This window comes from Methylosoma difficile (genome assembly GCF_054657615.1).
In genome coordinates this window covers 58,437-74,450 of sequence record NZ_BAAHYJ010000003.1, presented here as the reverse complement: position 1 = coordinate 74,450, position 16,014 = coordinate 58,437, and the positions used below count along the sequence as shown (strand labels likewise).

The 16,014-nt window shown below is 48.1% G+C and carries 16 protein-coding genes; 7 read left to right on the top strand and 9 right to left on the bottom strand.

Annotation, left to right across the window (positions count from 1 at the left end; genetic code table 11):
• Window positions 1-13 precede the first annotated feature (13 nt).
• A complete protein-coding gene (locus ACYQ1O_RS09945; protein WP_459991527.1) occupies window positions 14-844 on the top strand; it encodes a quinoprotein dehydrogenase-associated SoxYZ-like carrier in 831 nt (276 codons plus the stop codon).
• Between the two features lie 34 nt (window positions 845-878).
• Here ACYQ1O_RS09945 and ACYQ1O_RS09940 read toward each other — a convergent pair whose 3' ends face one another.
• The 7 genes from ACYQ1O_RS09940 to ACYQ1O_RS09910 all read right to left on the bottom strand — a co-directional run bounded on the left by ACYQ1O_RS09940 (window position 879) and on the right by ACYQ1O_RS09910 (window position 5,625).
• A complete protein-coding gene (locus ACYQ1O_RS09940) occupies window positions 879-1,370 on the bottom strand; it encodes a M48 metallopeptidase family protein (protein ID WP_459991526.1) in 492 nt (163 codons plus the stop codon).
• Window positions 1,371-1,376: 6 nt separating this feature from the next.
• Window positions 1,377-1,646 (bottom strand): DUF5710 domain-containing protein, encoded by a 270-nt coding sequence (locus ACYQ1O_RS09935; protein ID WP_459991525.1) that lies wholly within the window; start codon window positions 1,644-1,646, stop codon window positions 1,377-1,379.
• Between the two features lie 36 nt (window positions 1,647-1,682).
• On the bottom strand, window positions 1,683-2,456 hold the full coding sequence (gene lpxA / locus ACYQ1O_RS09930) for an acyl-ACP--UDP-N-acetylglucosamine O-acyltransferase (RefSeq protein WP_459991524.1): 774 nt from the start codon (window positions 2,454-2,456) through the stop codon (window positions 1,683-1,685).
• A 2-nt stretch (window positions 2,457-2,458) separates the two neighbouring features.
• Window positions 2,459-3,343 carry a site-specific tyrosine recombinase XerD gene (gene xerD, locus ACYQ1O_RS09925; RefSeq protein WP_459991523.1) on the bottom strand — a complete coding sequence of 295 codons (885 nt, stop codon included), beginning with the start codon at window positions 3,341-3,343 and terminating at the stop codon, window positions 2,459-2,461.
• Complete coding sequence (locus tag ACYQ1O_RS09920) at window positions 3,340-3,834, bottom strand: methylated-DNA--[protein]-cysteine S-methyltransferase (RefSeq protein ID WP_459991522.1); 495 nt, start codon at window positions 3,832-3,834, stop codon at window positions 3,340-3,342. The genes xerD and ACYQ1O_RS09920 overlap by 4 nt, the downstream gene beginning before the upstream one ends.
• Before the next feature lie 62 nt (window positions 3,835-3,896).
• A complete protein-coding gene (locus tag ACYQ1O_RS09915; RefSeq protein WP_459991521.1) occupies window positions 3,897-4,208 on the bottom strand; it encodes a hypothetical protein in 312 nt (103 codons plus the stop codon).
• Window positions 4,209-4,305: 97 nt separating this feature from the next.
• The gene (locus ACYQ1O_RS09910) at window positions 4,306-5,625 is read right to left on the bottom strand and encodes a UDP-glucose dehydrogenase family protein (RefSeq protein ID WP_459991520.1); all 1,320 of its coding nucleotides are present in this window, start codon (window positions 5,623-5,625) and stop codon (window positions 4,306-4,308) included.
• 296 nt (window positions 5,626-5,921) lie between these two features.
• Between ACYQ1O_RS09910 and ACYQ1O_RS09905 the strand changes: the two genes are divergently transcribed.
• Window positions 5,922-6,818, top strand: coding sequence for a carbon-nitrogen hydrolase (locus ACYQ1O_RS09905; RefSeq protein ID WP_459991519.1), 897 nt, complete (start codon window positions 5,922-5,924; stop codon window positions 6,816-6,818).
• A 255-nt stretch (window positions 6,819-7,073) separates the two neighbouring features.
• Here ACYQ1O_RS09905 and ACYQ1O_RS09900 read toward each other — a convergent pair whose 3' ends face one another.
• A complete protein-coding gene (locus ACYQ1O_RS09900) occupies window positions 7,074-7,403 on the bottom strand; it encodes an H-NS histone family protein (RefSeq protein ID WP_459991518.1) in 330 nt (109 codons plus the stop codon).
• Window positions 7,404-7,809: 406 nt separating this feature from the next.
• Here ACYQ1O_RS09900 and ACYQ1O_RS09895 point away from each other — a divergent pair, with 406 nt between their 5' ends.
• From ACYQ1O_RS09895 to ACYQ1O_RS09880, 4 genes are all read left to right on the top strand, one after another.
• A complete protein-coding gene (locus ACYQ1O_RS09895; RefSeq protein WP_459991517.1) occupies window positions 7,810-8,241 on the top strand; it encodes a pilin in 432 nt (143 codons plus the stop codon).
• Window positions 8,242-8,436: 195 nt separating this feature from the next.
• The gene (locus tag ACYQ1O_RS09890) at window positions 8,437-8,871 is read left to right on the top strand and encodes a pilin (protein ID WP_459991516.1); all 435 of its coding nucleotides are present in this window, start codon (window positions 8,437-8,439) and stop codon (window positions 8,869-8,871) included.
• Window positions 8,872-8,965: 94 nt separating this feature from the next.
• Entirely contained in the window at window positions 8,966-9,709 is a 744-nt protein-coding gene (locus ACYQ1O_RS09885) for a hypothetical protein (RefSeq protein WP_459991515.1), read from the top strand.
• A gap of 135 nt (window positions 9,710-9,844) precedes the next feature.
• The gene (locus tag ACYQ1O_RS09880; RefSeq protein ID WP_459991514.1) at window positions 9,845-10,204 is read left to right on the top strand and encodes a VanZ family protein; all 360 of its coding nucleotides are present in this window, start codon (window positions 9,845-9,847) and stop codon (window positions 10,202-10,204) included.
• 191 nt (window positions 10,205-10,395) lie between these two features.
• On the opposite strand, the gene ACYQ1O_RS09875 is transcribed toward ACYQ1O_RS09880, so the two are convergent.
• Window positions 10,396-12,216 (bottom strand): coiled-coil domain-containing protein, encoded by a 1,821-nt coding sequence (locus tag ACYQ1O_RS09875; RefSeq protein WP_459991513.1) that lies wholly within the window; start codon window positions 12,214-12,216, stop codon window positions 10,396-10,398.
• 584 nt (window positions 12,217-12,800) lie between these two features.
• On the opposite strand from ACYQ1O_RS09875, the gene ACYQ1O_RS09870 reads away from it, so the two are divergent.
• Window positions 12,801-15,998, top strand: a complete 3,198-nt coding sequence (locus tag ACYQ1O_RS09870; protein WP_459991512.1) for a phosphorylase b kinase regulatory subunit alpha/beta — start codon at window positions 12,801-12,803, stop codon at window positions 15,996-15,998.
• Window positions 15,999-16,014: the final 16 nt, after the last annotated feature.

Sequence of the window (16,014 nt, the reverse complement as noted above, 5' to 3'; positions counted from 1 at the left end):
TTTAGGATCAAAAATGTATCAATCAAAAATAATTGCAGCCCTGTTTTTGTTATCGGTTTCGGCTGTTGCCAGCGCAGCAGAAGACGAAAGCGAATGGAACCGCGTTTTAAAAGACCAGTATTTTGCAGGCAAAACCATTGCCGAATCGAACGACATTATCGAAATTGACGCGCCCTACCGTGCTGAAGACCCAGCTTTGGTGCCGTTAAAAATCACCAGCAAAATCCCGCAAACGGCGGAACGTTATGTGAAGAAAATTTTGGTGCTGGTCGACAAAAACCCGTTTCCGTTCGTGGGCGAATTCGAACTGACACCCGACAGCGGCAAAGCCGATTTGGCGATGCGCGTACGCGTGAACACCTACAGTTACATCCGGGCGATTGCTGAGATGAACGACGGCAAATTGGTGATGACGAAAAAATTTGTAAAAGCCAGTGGCGGCTGTTCTGCACCGGTGGGGGCAGATTTGGACGCGGCAATGGCGCGTTTGGGCAAGATGAAATTCCGTCTGGATGAAGGTGTAAAAACCGCTGAACCCAGCATGGTGCAATTGCTGATTAGCCACCCTAACCTGACTGGCATGCAAATGGACCAGGTCACGCGTTTTATTAAAAAATCGCATTTTATCGAGAACGTGCGGGTCACTTTTAATGATAAGCCAATCATGACCGCCAAAACCGATATTGCTATCAGTGCCGACCCTAACTTCCGCTTTTATTTTGTGCCGGAAGCCAATGGCGTTTTAAAAGCCGAAGTCACCGACATTTCTTGCGAAAGCCCAACGGCGCGGGATGTGTGCAGCAAAGTAAGCACCTATTCTGAAACCTATACCGTTAAACCTTAATCCGTTCTAAAAGAGGCGCGGGGCTATCCGCGCCTCACCGTCCCTCAAGGCTTGTCAAATACAAGCGCATATCAAACTCTAGCTGGTGATAGTTAGGCTCCATATACTGGCACAATTTATAAAAAGCCTTGTTATGGTCTTTTTCGCGTAAATGCGCGAGTTCATGGACAACAATCATTTTTAAAAACGGGGCGGGCGCTTGCTTGAACACCGCGCCAATGCGGATTTCATGTTTGGCTTTTAAATTGCCGCCTTGCACCCGCGACACAAAGGTGTGCAACCCTAAAGCATGATGCAGAACATCGAGCTTATCATCGTAAACCACTTTGCTGAGCGGGCTAGATTGGCGCAAATGCTCATTTTTTAAGGCAACTGTATAGTTGTATAAAGCCTTGTCGGTACGGATGTCGTTGGCTTGCGGGTATTTTTTGGCCAGCACATCCGCCAATTTGCCGTCATCCAACAATTGTTGCACTTGCGCCGTCACTTGGGCGGGATAACCGGCGAGGTATTTTAAGTGGGCCATTTTAAGTTATTGCCAAGGCGGCTCTGCACCGCTGTAAGCGACAAAGTTGGGGTCGCTGGGGTAGGTGGTCACGCCGCTGCTTAATGCCACCGACTTGCCTGCTGCGGCAGCGGGTTTACTGGCAACGGGCGGAGCGTCGGTTTGCCATTGGGCGAACAAGGCCACGTCTTTATCGGCAGGTACGTACCATTTTTTTTGGGTGGCATCCCATTTTGCACCGAGGGCTTTGGCGGCATCTTTTTGCGCATAAGGCACGTTTAAGTAAGTTTTTTGCATATTCGGAACGTTCAAAGCTGTTGGTTTTTGCGTGTATCAGTCCGCCAATTCAATAAATCCATGCAAACCGCGTTTAGATTTGACCGCCAACCATTCTTTCAATAATTTCAATTCTTCCGTTTCTTCCAAACCGTCCAGGCTTTTGCGCTTTCTTAGCAAGCGGAACGCTGCCGACAACACGTTATAACGTTCGCCGGTAATGCCCGCGCGGCGCAAACCCACGGTGTTCAGGCGGTAATGCTTGGCGGGGCGACCGCCAATCAAGGTAAAAGGAATGACATCCATGTTTAAACCGGTCGTGCCTTGTACGATGGCATAGGAACCAATGCGGCAAAATTGGTGGGCAACCACAGCACCGCCCAAAAAGACCTTATCGCCGACTTCAACATGCCCGCCAATGGCGACGTTGTTGGCAAAAATAGTGTGGTTGCCGACCACGCAGTCGTGGGCAACGTGGCTGTTGGCCATAAAAAAGCAACCGGAGCCAATGCGCGTTTCGGCATTTTCTTTACTGGCACGGTGTGCGGTGAAACCTTCCCGAAAAGTGTTGTTGTCACCGATCACCAACCAAGATTCGGTTTCCGGCTTAAAGCCCACATCCTGCGGCAAGCCGCCCAAAACGGCATGGGGATGCAAGATATTGCCGTCACCCATTTTTACATGCCCCTGCACCACCGCATGGGCGCCAACTTGGCAATCTGCGCCCAAAACGGCGCCGGATTCAATAACCGCAAACGGGCCAATGATGGCGTTATCGCCCAAGGTGACGCCAGGGGCAATGTAAGCGGTGGTGTGGATGTTTTGGGTCATGTTTAGCCTCGTGGATGAAATTTGGAATGTAAATCTTTTAAGCGTTCGCGGGCAATATGGGTGTAAATCTGTGTGGTGGACAGATCCGAATGCCCCAACAACAATTGCACCACACGCAAATCGGCGCCGTGGTTGAGCAAGTGCGTGGCGAAAGCGTGCCGCAAAGTGTGGGGCGACAGCGCTTTGTAGATGCCCGCCTTTTTGGCGTAGCGTTTGATGATATGCCAAAACGACTGCCGTGTCATCGCACCGCCGCGACGGGTGACAAACAAATAATCGCTTTGCCGCCCGCTTAAAATTGTGCTGCGGGCTTGGCTGATGTATTTCTCCAACCAGAGCATGGCTTCTTCGCCGACGGGTACCAAGCGTTCCTTATCGCCTTTGCCGGTCACACGGAGTACGCCTTGCCGGAAACTGACTTGTTCAAATTTTAGGTTGACCAGTTCGGAAACGCGCAAACCGGTGGCATAAAGCATTTCCAGCATGGTTTTGTCCCGGAAACCTAACGGCACGCTGACTTCCGGAGCATCCAGCAACAATTCCACATCGTGTTCGGATAAAGAAGTGGGCAGCGGCCTGCCCAATTGCGGCATATCAATCAGCACCGTAGGATCGCTGGCGATACGGTTTTCGCGCAGCTGATAGCCATAAAACCGCCGCAGGCATGACAAAATCCGCGCCGAAGAACGGCGGGTAATGCCGTCTTTTTGGCGGACACCCAGAAACTCGTTGAGCTTGGCGTTATCAACCGCCAGCAATGATTGCCCGCCTAGCCAAGCCGCAAAAATTTTTAAATCGCTGCCGTAAGCCGACAAGGTATTTTTGCTTAAGCCTTGTTCTACCCAAATGGCATCGAGGAATTGTTCGATGAGATCAGTATTGGTCATTGCTTGTATTGTTCTTCAAAGGCCAACAGGCGGGTTTTGATTGCCAGCATCGGGCCTTCGGTTTGCCCGCAATAACCTCCCAAGCCCGATGCAGAAACCACGCGGTGGCAAGGGATAAATAACGGATAGGGATTATCGCGGCAAGCGTTGCCCACGGCGCGCGCACCCGAACCCAATTGTTCAGCCAAGCCTTTGTAACTTAAGGTTTCACCCATAGGAATCTTAGCCATTTGCGCCCAAACTTTCTGGCGATAGGCGCTGCCTTGTTGAAGCAGTTTAATGGGAAGCGAAGTATGTGGATTTTGCCAGTAAGCCGCCAATTGCAGGGCGAGCGGATGACCGTGATTGTCTAAGTTGGACGGGGATTGCCAATCGACTTGGCAGATAACATCATCCATCAGCGTTAGCTGTAAATGGCCTGCCGGTGTGCGAATGCTAAGGCGTTGCGCTATACCCGAACAATTTTCAATCCATTGAATGGCAAATGGCATGGTTTTGACTTGAAGGCATTAAACGCCCACCAATTATTTTGGCGGGCTTAAAAACGGAGGGTTTATTCTTCCATCGTGTGTTTCATTTTATCCATACGATGACCCATCATATGCATACGGTGTTCTTTCATCATATCGCGTTGCTGGGCTTTGAGCTGTTCTTTTTTGGTCGGGTCTTGTTCGGCAAGAATTTGGTTGGACAATTCATGCATTTTTAGCATGTGATCTTGCATGCCGCGCAAATGCTGTTCATCGGACTTACCGTCTTGGGGCTGCTTGGCGGCGGGTACGGGCGTGGCGGTGTCAACAGCGTAAACGCTGGCACTGGCAATCGTCAGCATCAGAATAACAGAACTTTTATATAGCGTTTTCATAGCTTACCTTTAGGCTAGATGAGGGAAATGCAGCAATACTCTGCGGAACAATGAGGCCTTCCCGCCCCATAAAGTTCCCCCCACCTTTTACCGTCGGCTACCGACCAATGCCGTAATAAATAAGCCCTAGTTTTTTCAACACGCTGGGTTGATACAAATTTCTGCCGTCAAAAATCACACCATCTTTTAGGGTGTTTTTAATTAGATCGAAATCAGGACTCCAAAAGTTTTTCCATTCCGTGACCACACAGAGGGCATCCGCACCTTGCAAGGCCTCTTCAGCGGATTGCATTAACAGCAAGCTGGGATTGTCGCCGTAAATGCGCTTGGCTTCATCCATGGCTTCGGGGTCATAAGCTTGCACTTTAGCGCCAGCGGCAATCAGAGCTTCCAGCAGAACACGGCTGGGGGCTTCACGCATATCATCGGTTTTCGGTTTGAATGCCAGCCCCCACAAAGCAAACACTTTGCCTTGCAACCCGCCTTGGTAATGCGTGTTGATTTTGCTGAACAGCACCTGTTTTTGCCGACCGTTGACATTTTCCACCGCGCTCAGCAATTCGGCCTGATAGCCCATTTCCCTTGCGGTGCGTTCCAGTGCTTTAACATCTTTTGGAAAACAGGAGCCGCCATAGCCACAACCTGGGTAGATAAACGAATAGCCAATGCGCTTATCCGAGCCAATGCCATGCCTGACTTGCTCAATATCCGCACCCAACAAATCGGCAAGGTTAGCCAATTCGTTCATAAAGCTGATTTTGGTGGCCAACATGGCGTTGGCGGCGTATTTGGTCAGTTCGGCGGAACGCACGTCCATGCTGATGACGCGGTCATGGTTGCGGTTGAAAGGCGCGTACAGGGCTTTCAACAATTCTGCGGTGCGCGGGTTGTCCGTACCGATAATGATACGGTCCGGCTTCATGAAATCGTTGATGGCCTCGCCTTCTTTTAAAAACTCCGGATTGGAGACGACATCAAAATCGACATCCATTTCACGGCCTTTCATAACTGACAGCATGGTGGCCTTCACTTTGTCCGCCGTTCCAACCGGCACAGTGGATTTATCGACAACAATCCGGTAGGACGTCATGTTTTCGGCAATGCTTTTGGCGACCGCCAACACATATTGCAAATCCGCAGCACCATCTTCATCTGGCGGTGTACCAACGGCAATAAATTGAAAGATGCCGTGGCTGACAGCTTCTTGCACATCGGTGGTAAACTTCAAGCGCCCAGCCTGTTGGTTGGCATTGACCAAAGCATCCAGCCCCGGCTCAAAAATAGGGATAATGCCTTTTTTTAAGTCATCAATTTTTTTTTGGTTAATATCAACACACACCACATCATTGCCCACATCGGCAAGGCAAGCGCCCGTCACCAAACCCACATAACCCGAACCAAACACCGTTACTTTCATTGTTTTTTCCTAACCCCAATCATTTGCTTAAAGACCTTGCAGCCAAAGCCAAGACAGCCCCCAAGGCCTACCCTTGCGGAAATATAAACCGGCAAAAACGTCACGCGTAGCCACCCGCCAAACCCCATCATTAAAAAAAACCAATACCTTATTGATTTTTTTGCAGTTTGCTGAATAATATGCGCCCTTTTGCAATCATACCTACGCGGTGGCAATAGCGCGTCAAGCTTCTGCATTCACTGTTTTCCAACAGACCGGAAAGCCTGCCCCACTCCATTTAATTATATGACCGACTTATGACATCAACATTAAAAGTAAGCGCTGTGCAACAGCCTTGTAACAAAGACCGCCAAAGCAATCTTGACTACTCCATTGCCAAAATTGAAGAAGCGGCAGCGTCTGGTTCCGACTTGGTTGTCTTACCCGAACTGCATCTTGGGCCTTATTTCTGCCAAATTGAAGACACCAACCATTTTAACTTGGCACAAAGCATTCCGGGGCCGACCACTTACATGCTTTGCGAAATCGCCAAAAAAAGAAGGATTGTCATCGTCTCAACCATTTTCGAAAAACGCGCCCCAGGCCTATACCACAACACAGCGGTTGTCATCGACAAAGACGGCAGCATCGCCGGTAAATACCGCAAAATGCACATTCCTGATGATCCTGGATTTTCAGAAAACTATTACTTTACGCCAGGCGACTTGGGCTTTAAACCCATCCAAACCTCCATCGGCAAATTAGGTGTACTGATTTGTTGGGACCAATGGTTTCCAGAAGCGGCAAGATTGATGGCCTTAGCAGGCGCAGATTTGCTTATTTACCCCACAGCAATTGGCTGGGACATGGATGACACGCCCGAAGAACGGCAACGCCAGCTGGATGCTTGGGTGACTATCCAACGCGCACACGCGGTCGCCAACGGCATTCCGGTCATTTCTTGCAACCGCATTGGCTTTGAGTACGCGCCCGATGCGGAACCCGATTCAGGCAAAGGCATTAATTTTTGGGGCAATAGCTTTATTGCAGGCCCACAAGGCGAGATATTGACATCAGCCAACTGCAGCGAAGAAAAACTGCTACAAGGCACTATTGACAGGGTAAGGACGGAACAGGTCAGACAAGTATGGCCTTATTTGCGCGACCGGCGCATTGACCAATACGGCGATTTGACCAGACGTTTTATTGATTAAGAAAAAAAGATGTGGGGGTTAGGGCTTAGCCAGCCCTATTTAACTAAGCCGTTCGTGATGAACTTAAGCTAAACCGTTCGTGGTGAGCTTGTCGAACCACGAACGGCTCATCGAATTGGCATTCGTCCTGAAACTTTCGAAAGGCTAATCCTAAGCCCTTTAGGATGCTGTAATTCCATCCACGCTGACAGGATCAGGGCAAACGGAAAATCCTTTTGGCATTGGGTGTATAGCCCAATGCCCATTGAAGGCTATTTAAACTTCAAACTCAGACTTGTCGCGGCCTTGGTCTAACAAAGACTGCAACCATTTAGGCATGATGCCACGGCCTGTCCATGTCAATTCTGGCTGTTGTGGATGGCGATACTTGACAGGCACCTTGACGCCCACACGCGCTGACTTCGATTCTTGCGGCTTATCGGCAAGCTCATGGAACTCAACAGCCACATTAATAGAAGCCGCCAATTCCTTAATTTGCGCCAATACTTCTTTGCGCTTATTGGTTAATTTGTCTTTTAAAGCTTTCTCTGCTTGTTCAATAACAGCTTGTAATTCCAGCTCGGAAAGGTGGTTATAATCGGTCATTTTCTCCCTCAATAATATATAAATGGTTCGGCATTAATATACCATTTTTATTTGCCAATCAAAACAGCTATATATTGCTGATATAAAACCTCCGCGAGGAGTTTTAAATAATAACCCACCAATACAATACTCGTACTGACAAAAATCGTCACTTTTTGACAGCCCTTTACGACTATCCAGCAAAAAAACAGGCAAAAAATGTCCACTGCCTCAATACAGCACCAACCTGAAAAACAAATTTCTAAACAATTAACCCATTAAAAATCAAAAGGATAAAAATAATTTTATCCAAAAAGTGAAGTTTTTAACAAACCTGGCACAGCTCCTGCTTATTACTAATCGAGCTTAAACTATCGTTTGACCCAACTCGCTCACAACACACATAACATAACCAAAGGAAATTATCATGAACACTCAAATGCAAAAAGTTCAACAAGGTTTTACCTTAATCGAGTTAATGATCGTTGTTGCGATCATCGGTATTTTGGCAGCTATCGCATTGCCTGCTTATCAAGACTATACCATCCGCGCTCAAGTAGCTGAACCTATGTCTTGTGCTGATGGCGCTAAAGCAGCCGTTGCTGAAGGTTACTCTAACACTGGCACCATCCCAACTACTGACGCAGCTGCAGGTTATGCAGGTTGCACAGGTAAATATACTTCTGGCACAACAGTAACAGCCAACGGCATCGAGTCTACCTTAGGCCTAGACGCAAACAGCTTAGTTTCAGGCAAAATCATCACGTTGAAACCTACTGCCGACGGCACTACCCAACAGTTGGTTTGGGCATGTAGCTTTGATGGCGATGCTAAATACGTACCTGGTTCTTGCCGTTAATAGTAGTTTGGCTGGGTAAGGTGGCAACGATTTTTAGCCGCTAGCTTTACCGGCGAAAAACGACCATCCAACCCTTAAAAGGTTGGATGGTTTTTTTTTACCTATTTTTGAGAATTACGCCTTATTACCTAAGAAATCCCCTTCTCTTTAACCCAGAAATTATCTACAAAATTGCTAGCGAAGAAGGTAACAACCATGAAAAAACCATCACAAAAACTATTGCAAGGTTTTACATTAATTGAATTGATGATTGTGGTTGCCATCATCGGTATCCTTTCAGCGGTGGCGTTACCAGCTTATCAGGATTACGTTGTCCGCACCCAAGTTGGTGAAGCTGTGCATTGTGTTGACAGCGCAAGAACCGCTGTAGCAGAAACCTACAGTAATGATGGTTTTTTGCCTACCACCAATCAGGAAGCCCGTTTTGCCGGCTGCACTGGCAAATACACCGCCAGTACATCAGTGGGTGCCAACGGCGTCATTACTGCCACCTTGGGTAACGATATTGGCACGTTAGTATCGGGTGAGTTTATCATGCTTGCCCCAACAGAAAGTCCAACAACCCAACAATTACTGTGGGCTTGTTCATTTTCGGGCAATCCTAAATACGTACCGAGCGCCTGTCGTTAATAGATACGTTTTTTTTAACAGATAGTATTTATCTTTGTTATTTTTCCTTTAAAAACCTTCCGAATAGCCTTACCTTATTTATCAGGATTTGCTTATGTCATTACGTTTAAAAGCTTTTTGGCTGCATTTGCTGGTCAGTGCCTTATTGTTATCCAGCTTTGCAGGTTTAGTATTATCGGTTTGGTATGCACCCTGGCCTTTGTTAAATTTGCAAGGCGGTACAAAAGTGCTGGGCATGATGGTTGCCGTAGATGTTATCCTTGGCCCCAGCCTAACCTTATTAGTCTTCAAGCCAGAAAAAAACCCTCGGATGCTGGTGTTTGACATGACCGTCGTGTTCGCATTGCAATTAGCTGCGTTTGGCTATGGTGCGTGGACATTGCAAAGCGAGCGCCCCTTATTTTTAGCTTTTGCCGAAGACAGAATTGAAATCATACGCGCACCCGATGCCGATTTAACAAAGCTGCCCAATACAATAAAAGCACCAGGCTTTTTCCAGCCCGCCGAGTTAATCAATGTCAACATACCTAATTCACAAAAGATGGACGCCTTGTTATATCGGTTAAATAACGATGCAGGTTATGCCATGCATACCGATTATTATCAGACCTTCCCAGGCGCATCCACTCCCGAACAATTCAATAAAAATGCCCTGCCGTTTAATGATGTCATGAAAAATCCAGAAACCGCCGACAAAATAAATGGGTTTTTGACAAAAAACACGTTAAACAAAGAACAAGTTTTGCTATTTGTTATTAATGGCAGAAACGACCAAGCCATTGCCGTATTTGCCAAAGACGGAATGAAGTTTTTAGGTTTGGTTGACGCCAAAATATAATCCTATATTACAGCCTCCATTATTTGGTGCAAGCCTTAATGGCATTAAGTTAAAGCCATTAAGGCCAAACATAAATGGTTTAAAAAAATATCTTAACCGTGTCGGCGTAAACTTACGCCACAAAATGTCCTTCCCATGCCCACATTCATTAACGGCCTAGCCCTTGGCCTGTATTGCGCGCTTATCTTTTGGTTATCCAGCAAAACACAACTGCCCGCCCCCAGCCTGTTTGAGCATCAAGACAAACTGCAGCATTTTTTGGCTTATGCGGTGATGGCGGTTTTGGCTTGGCGGACGTTCGGAGGCTTCAATCTTTCCCGATTAGACTTGCTGATTGCCAGTGTGGTTTTTTGTAGTGTTTACGGCATTTCCGATGAATGGCATCAGTCGTTTGTACCGGGGCGTGATGTCAGCGGATGGGATTGGCTGGCGGATAATACGGGCAGTCTTTTTGCTGGCCTTTGCCTTTACCGTTTCAGCAAAAAGAAGATATAAATACGCAACGCTTTTGGCGTTTGAAAAAATGGCAGCGTAGCGACATCCTTGTCATTACTTTTTGGGTGATGGTAAAAATCAACGTGATGTTATTTTTCTAAGATGCCATCAAAAAACATGTTTTTTGACTCCTCTTCCATGTCATCAGTTAATTTTTTACCACTACCACTTTTTTAATGCACTTGACCGGATTAGTCTTTTTTGGCGGTCAATTTGCTATAAAACCCCTTTAATTGCCCAGCAAGATTGGCTGATTTTTCCTCTTCGACCACAACAGGCTCTGGCTCAATAAGCTCAGGGGTTGCTTCGGTTTTACCCAACCATTGCTTTACGAATCCAAACGGCTTATTTTCTATCGGTTCATCAGGCACTGAGAGCTCGACAACAGGCGGCTCTCGCTCTGCTGGCGAGGTATTTTTCGCAAAGATATTTTTCATGAACGCCATACCTGTGGGTTCGGTTTGCTCTACAACAGGTTCAGGTTCAGGCAACGCTTGTGGCTCAACTTCGGCAACCGGTTTGGCAAACAGATTTTTCATAAAACCGAACGGTTCTGATTTTACTGCCGGCGCGTCAACAACAGGTTCTGGCGCAGCAACAACTGGCGTTTCGTTGACTTCCGATTCCATTACCGATTTGGCAGGTTTGGCAGGTTTGGCAAAAACATTTTTCATAAACCCTAAAGCATTGGCTTTAGCGGCTGGCTCGACCACTTCTTCCTCGACTACCTGCTCCGGTTCTGGTGCTACATGGGCCTCTTCTGCAGGCTCCGCTGTTTTAGCAAAGATATTTTTAACAAATCCAAATGCGCTTTCTTTAACGGGCGCTTCGGCCTGTTCAGGTTCTGGCGCTTCTTCTTTAACTGGCTCTGGAATGGGATCAGCCACCACATCAACGGGAACTATTTCCTGCTCCGGTAATTCAGGCGTTTGCGATGTTTTCGAAAACAATCCTTTCAATAAACCAAGTGATGTTTGACGCGGACTTTCTTCACTGAGCGGCTCTACCGGTTGCTCAACTGGCGTTATGGTTTCGGGTGCAGACATCACTACTTTTTCGACAGGCGTATCAATAACCTCTGGCACAACAGGTACAGGTGCAACAACGGACACTGGTTTTGCCGCCGTTGCTTCCTCCAATTGCACCCTTAAGCGGGCGATAAGCGCGTCTTTATCAGCCAAGGCTGCCTGCGATTGCTGAAGCTGTTCTGCACTGGCCGCCGATTCATTAGCCTGTTGCTCCAATGCTTGCAAACGCTGCACATCGGCTTGGTGATCGGCAATCAATTGGGCAAAAGCCGCTTCCGATTGTTGCTGTTGGCTTTGGTGTAAAGCTTCTTGCTCGGCGGATTGTTGTTGCAAAGCCAAATAAGCAGACGTTTGCTGGTCAAGTTTTGCCGCCAAAGCTTCGATTTGCTGGGCTTGCTCAGCCATCGTGGCCTGTAAAGGCAACACTTGCGCCTCTAAGGCTGCGCGCTTGGCTGATTCGTTTTGGCTATTACTCTGCCATTCATTTTTAGCGGCAATTTCTGTTTGCAAGGCGGTGACAATTTGCTCGATAACCCGACTGTGTTGTTGCCAAACGGCTTCAGCCTGAATATCTTCAGTGACCGGCGCGGGGCGCTCGCCAATATCCAGACCCATAGCAAGCGCTTGGATGCTGCCCGCCAGCTGTTGGTTACGTTGCACAAGCTGGGCGTGCAATTGATCGGCGCGCTGTTGCTCCTGATCTTTTGCGGCATTTGCTTGCGCTGCTGCATCAACGCTCTGCGCCAAATCGGCTTGCAGTTGTTGTAATGATTGGTTAGCTTCCACCAAACTGGCTTGGCTTTGCTGGAGGCTGCGCTCATTTTTGCCCAGCAATCTTTTTAAACCGCCAATCCGAATGCTGTACAAAATAGAAGTCAGCATCCACACCGTTCCGGCAACGGCTGCAACAAATAAGGTATTGGCTTGGGCAAGCACCAACCAGTCGGCTAGCTGGTTCTGCAAGATCGGCAATAAATTTTCCATGCGGGAATCCTCTGATGGCTGCAAACAGCCATAAAACGTAAGAACGTTGTATTGTGGTTTAAGTAACACCTTTTAGACCCACTGACGCAGGCCCAATTGGCAAGTTCGGATTATCTTATCGGAACAATATACCCGATTGCCTAAGGCAAGTCTTTAAGCAACTCCGCCACAAGAACGGCTTGCAACTACCCAAGCAATCGCTTATTGCACAAATGTTGTGCAAAAAATACCGGACATTTTCAATACCGTGCAAAACAACAATAATTTTTTGAATATCACTGGCACCCTGCACTAAACTGTCCATTAGCTAGCACCGCGCTTTGCTTGGCTTTAAACAAAATTCTTATCGACCAGATACAACTGGCACACTACCTGCTTTATTAATATTGAACTTAGGTTTGTGTCGTGTAATCCCTCATTTTGTTTGTTGCCGTAAGTTAAGGTGGTAGCGCTTTATTCTCTCCCGGATAAGGCGCTTTTTTTTGATTAAGAAAACAGTGCTGCGGCAGTTGGCACTTCGCCATTTTGACTCCCCAGCTTTACCTCTTTTTTGCCAGTCAGTCTACGGAAGGAAACCTCCACACATGAAAGCCAAAGGCGATCTTGACCCGTTAAACCACTACTATCAACAAGTGCAGGGCATCATCCTGAACCGTCAGGATTGGGTCAGCGGCTTGCTGCCCGCCAGCACCGCCATCAACGCGCACGGCAATTACACCGACGCGTGGGTGCGCGACAACGTCTACAGCATTTTGGCGGCATGGGGCTTAGGCTTGGCTTATCGCCGTGCCGGTGGCGACCAAGGCCGGACGTATTTGCTGGAACAAAGCACCGTCAAATTAATGCGCGGCCTGTTGACAGCGATGATGCGCCAAGCGCCTAAAGTCGAAAAGTTTAAGCACACGCAAAACCCGCTGGATGCCTTGCACGCCAAATACGACACCAAATCCGGTGCTATCGTGGTCGGCGACAGCGAATGGGGGCATCTGCAATTGGATGCCACATCCTTGTTTTTGCTGATGTTGGCGCAGATGACGGCATCGGGGTTGCGGATTATTTTCAGCATTGATGAAGTCAATTTCGTGCAAAATTTGGTGCATTACATCAGCCGCACCTATCGCACGCCCGACTACGGCATTTGGGAGCGCGGCAACAAGATCAACCACGGCATTGCCGAATTGAATGCCAGCTCCATCGGTATGGCGAAGGCCGCATTGGAAGCTTTGTCAGGCTTCAATTTGTTCGGACAAGATGGCGGGCAAGCGTCCGTTATCCACGTCATCAGCGACGACATTGCCCGCACTCGCATCACTTTAGAATCGTTATTGCCGAGGGAATCGCTCTCTAAAGAAACCGATTCCGCCATGTTGTCAATTACCGGCTTTCCGGCCTTCGCCATCGACAACCCCGCCATACGCCTACAAACCGAAAACAATATTTGCGAAAAGCTGCAAGGTCGTTATGGTTGCAAACGTTTCTTGCTGGACGGTCATCAAACCGTGATTGAAGATCACAAACGCCTGCATTACGACCCGCAAGAACTCAAACAATTTATGCACATCGAGTGCGAATGGCCGTTATTTTTTACCTATCTGCTGCTCAACAAGCTGTTTGCTGGTGACACGGATGCCGCCAACGACTATCGGGCCAAACTGGAAAGCCTATTGGTTGAACAAAACGGGCAACTGTTGTTACCCGAGCTGTATATTGTCCCTAAAACACTGATCGATGCCGAAAAAGCCAATCCTAACAGCCAAGAACGTGTCGCGAATGAAAACGTTCCCTTAGTTTGGGCGCAAAGCTTATTCATATTAGGCAGCCTCATTCAAGACGAACTGCTATCGATTGACGACATTGACCCCTTAGGCCGTTATAAAGCCGTCAAACCCAAAGCCGATAAACTGCAAGTGGCCTTATTGGCTCAAGATGAGTCGGTGCAATCTGACTTGCTAAGCGACGGCATCCAAACCCAAACTTTAGCGGAAATTGCGCCGATTCAAGTGCGTGAAGCCATGGAGCTTGCCGAAGCCTATACCCAAGTCGGCCGTAACGACCGCATCGGCTTAACAGGCAGGCCACTGCGGCAGTTGCGGACACAGGCGACTTCCAAGCTGTACATTCTGTCCGGCGAGCATTTGGTGTTTTTGCCGCAATGCTTGAGCCAAAAAGGCTTTTATCTGGCGATGGACAACCGCTTGTTGATCCAACGTTTGCGCTTGGAATTCTCATATATTGCTAAGCACTGGGATCGCTCAGGTACGCCACTGGTAGTGATGAATATCCGCCAAAACATGCTCGACAGCCAAAACCGCGCTGTTTTAGTTAGCTTTATCAAAGAACTGCAAAATGGCAGCAGCCAAGGCATTAGTATTGAATTGGGCGTATTGGCAGACTTTATTGCCAGCTCCAGTTATGAAAAGATCAATTACCTGCACGATTTCCAATTTTCAACCGCTACATGGGAAGAATCAGAACGGCCTTGCCAAAACGTCTTGCCTTATAGCCATGAAACACCTGCACCACTCGCTTCCAGCCTCATCACCGCTTGGGAAATTGGCGATGATGCCCATTTATTGGCGCAGCTATCCAGCAACGGCAGCCTCTACGCACAAATGGAAGCCTTAAACTTGCTGGCAATCCGGCAGGGTTTGGAATTTGTCACGCCCTTTAAAACAGCAGACGGCATCGCCTGTACGGTGCAAGATTTGTTGGAAGAAATTTACGAACGTGCCGGCGACCAGCACATTTGGTATGTGGTGCGGCGTTGTGCGGGTTTGCTGGGCAAATACGACATAAACTTGGAACAAGCCGCCACCGAAATTTTGGTTCGCCAGCATAATCTGACCTTAGGCCGCGTCTACAGCGGCAAAGCGACCATGAAACGTCCGGCGGACTCTTCGGAGATTTTACAAATCATCCGCACCTTTAATACCGATGCCAGCGAACGGATCATTATCCAAGAACTGATTTTGTACTTGGGCATGCTAATCAAATCCAACCCAGAGCTGTTCGCCGATATGTACACAGTGCGGGTCGGGCATATCCTACAACTGATTATCGTCCGCCAAAAACGTGAAAGCCAATGTCACTCTTTGGGGCATGCCTTCAATGAAATTTTGTCGTTGCCACCTTACCTGCTGTCATTAAAAGTTAAGGAGACCCTGGAAGATTACAGCAACACCGAAGACCAATTAGGGGCGGCGGAATCTTTACATGTCGAAGCCGATTGCCATGAACTCGGCAGCGCCCGCTTCCCTGCCAGTGCCGACCCCAAAGACCGTGGCGAAGGTGACGGTTGGTACGAATGGCGTGAACAAAAAGGCAGCGTTGGGCGCGAAAGCAAAAACTTCTACACCAGTGTTTGGGAAATTTTGCAGCACAGCAAAGGTTTGGTGATTGGCGACAAGCTGAACAGCAAAAACCGCCTCGATAGCGAGATCATCCTCTCGCAAAACACCCCTGGCGAACAGAGCTTTAAACTGCACATCAACCATTTGCTCAACAAAATCCAATCACCGGTGTACAGGCAACTGAATGTCGAAGCCTTGGCTGCTATTGCTTCCATTATCCGCGACAGCCAATTGCAGATTGATGACACTTTGGTGCTGGATATTGTCATTGGTCACGCGGTCAGAATCAGCTGGTTGCAGGCGCATCCCAGCCATAAAGACCAATACGATGCCGACAAAACCTTGGCTTGGCAGGCGTTCTACCAATTGCCGCCCCATCAAGTCGCTAACGCCGTGCTCGATGCTTTGGTACACTTGCTCAGCCATCATTAAAATAAAAAACCATCAA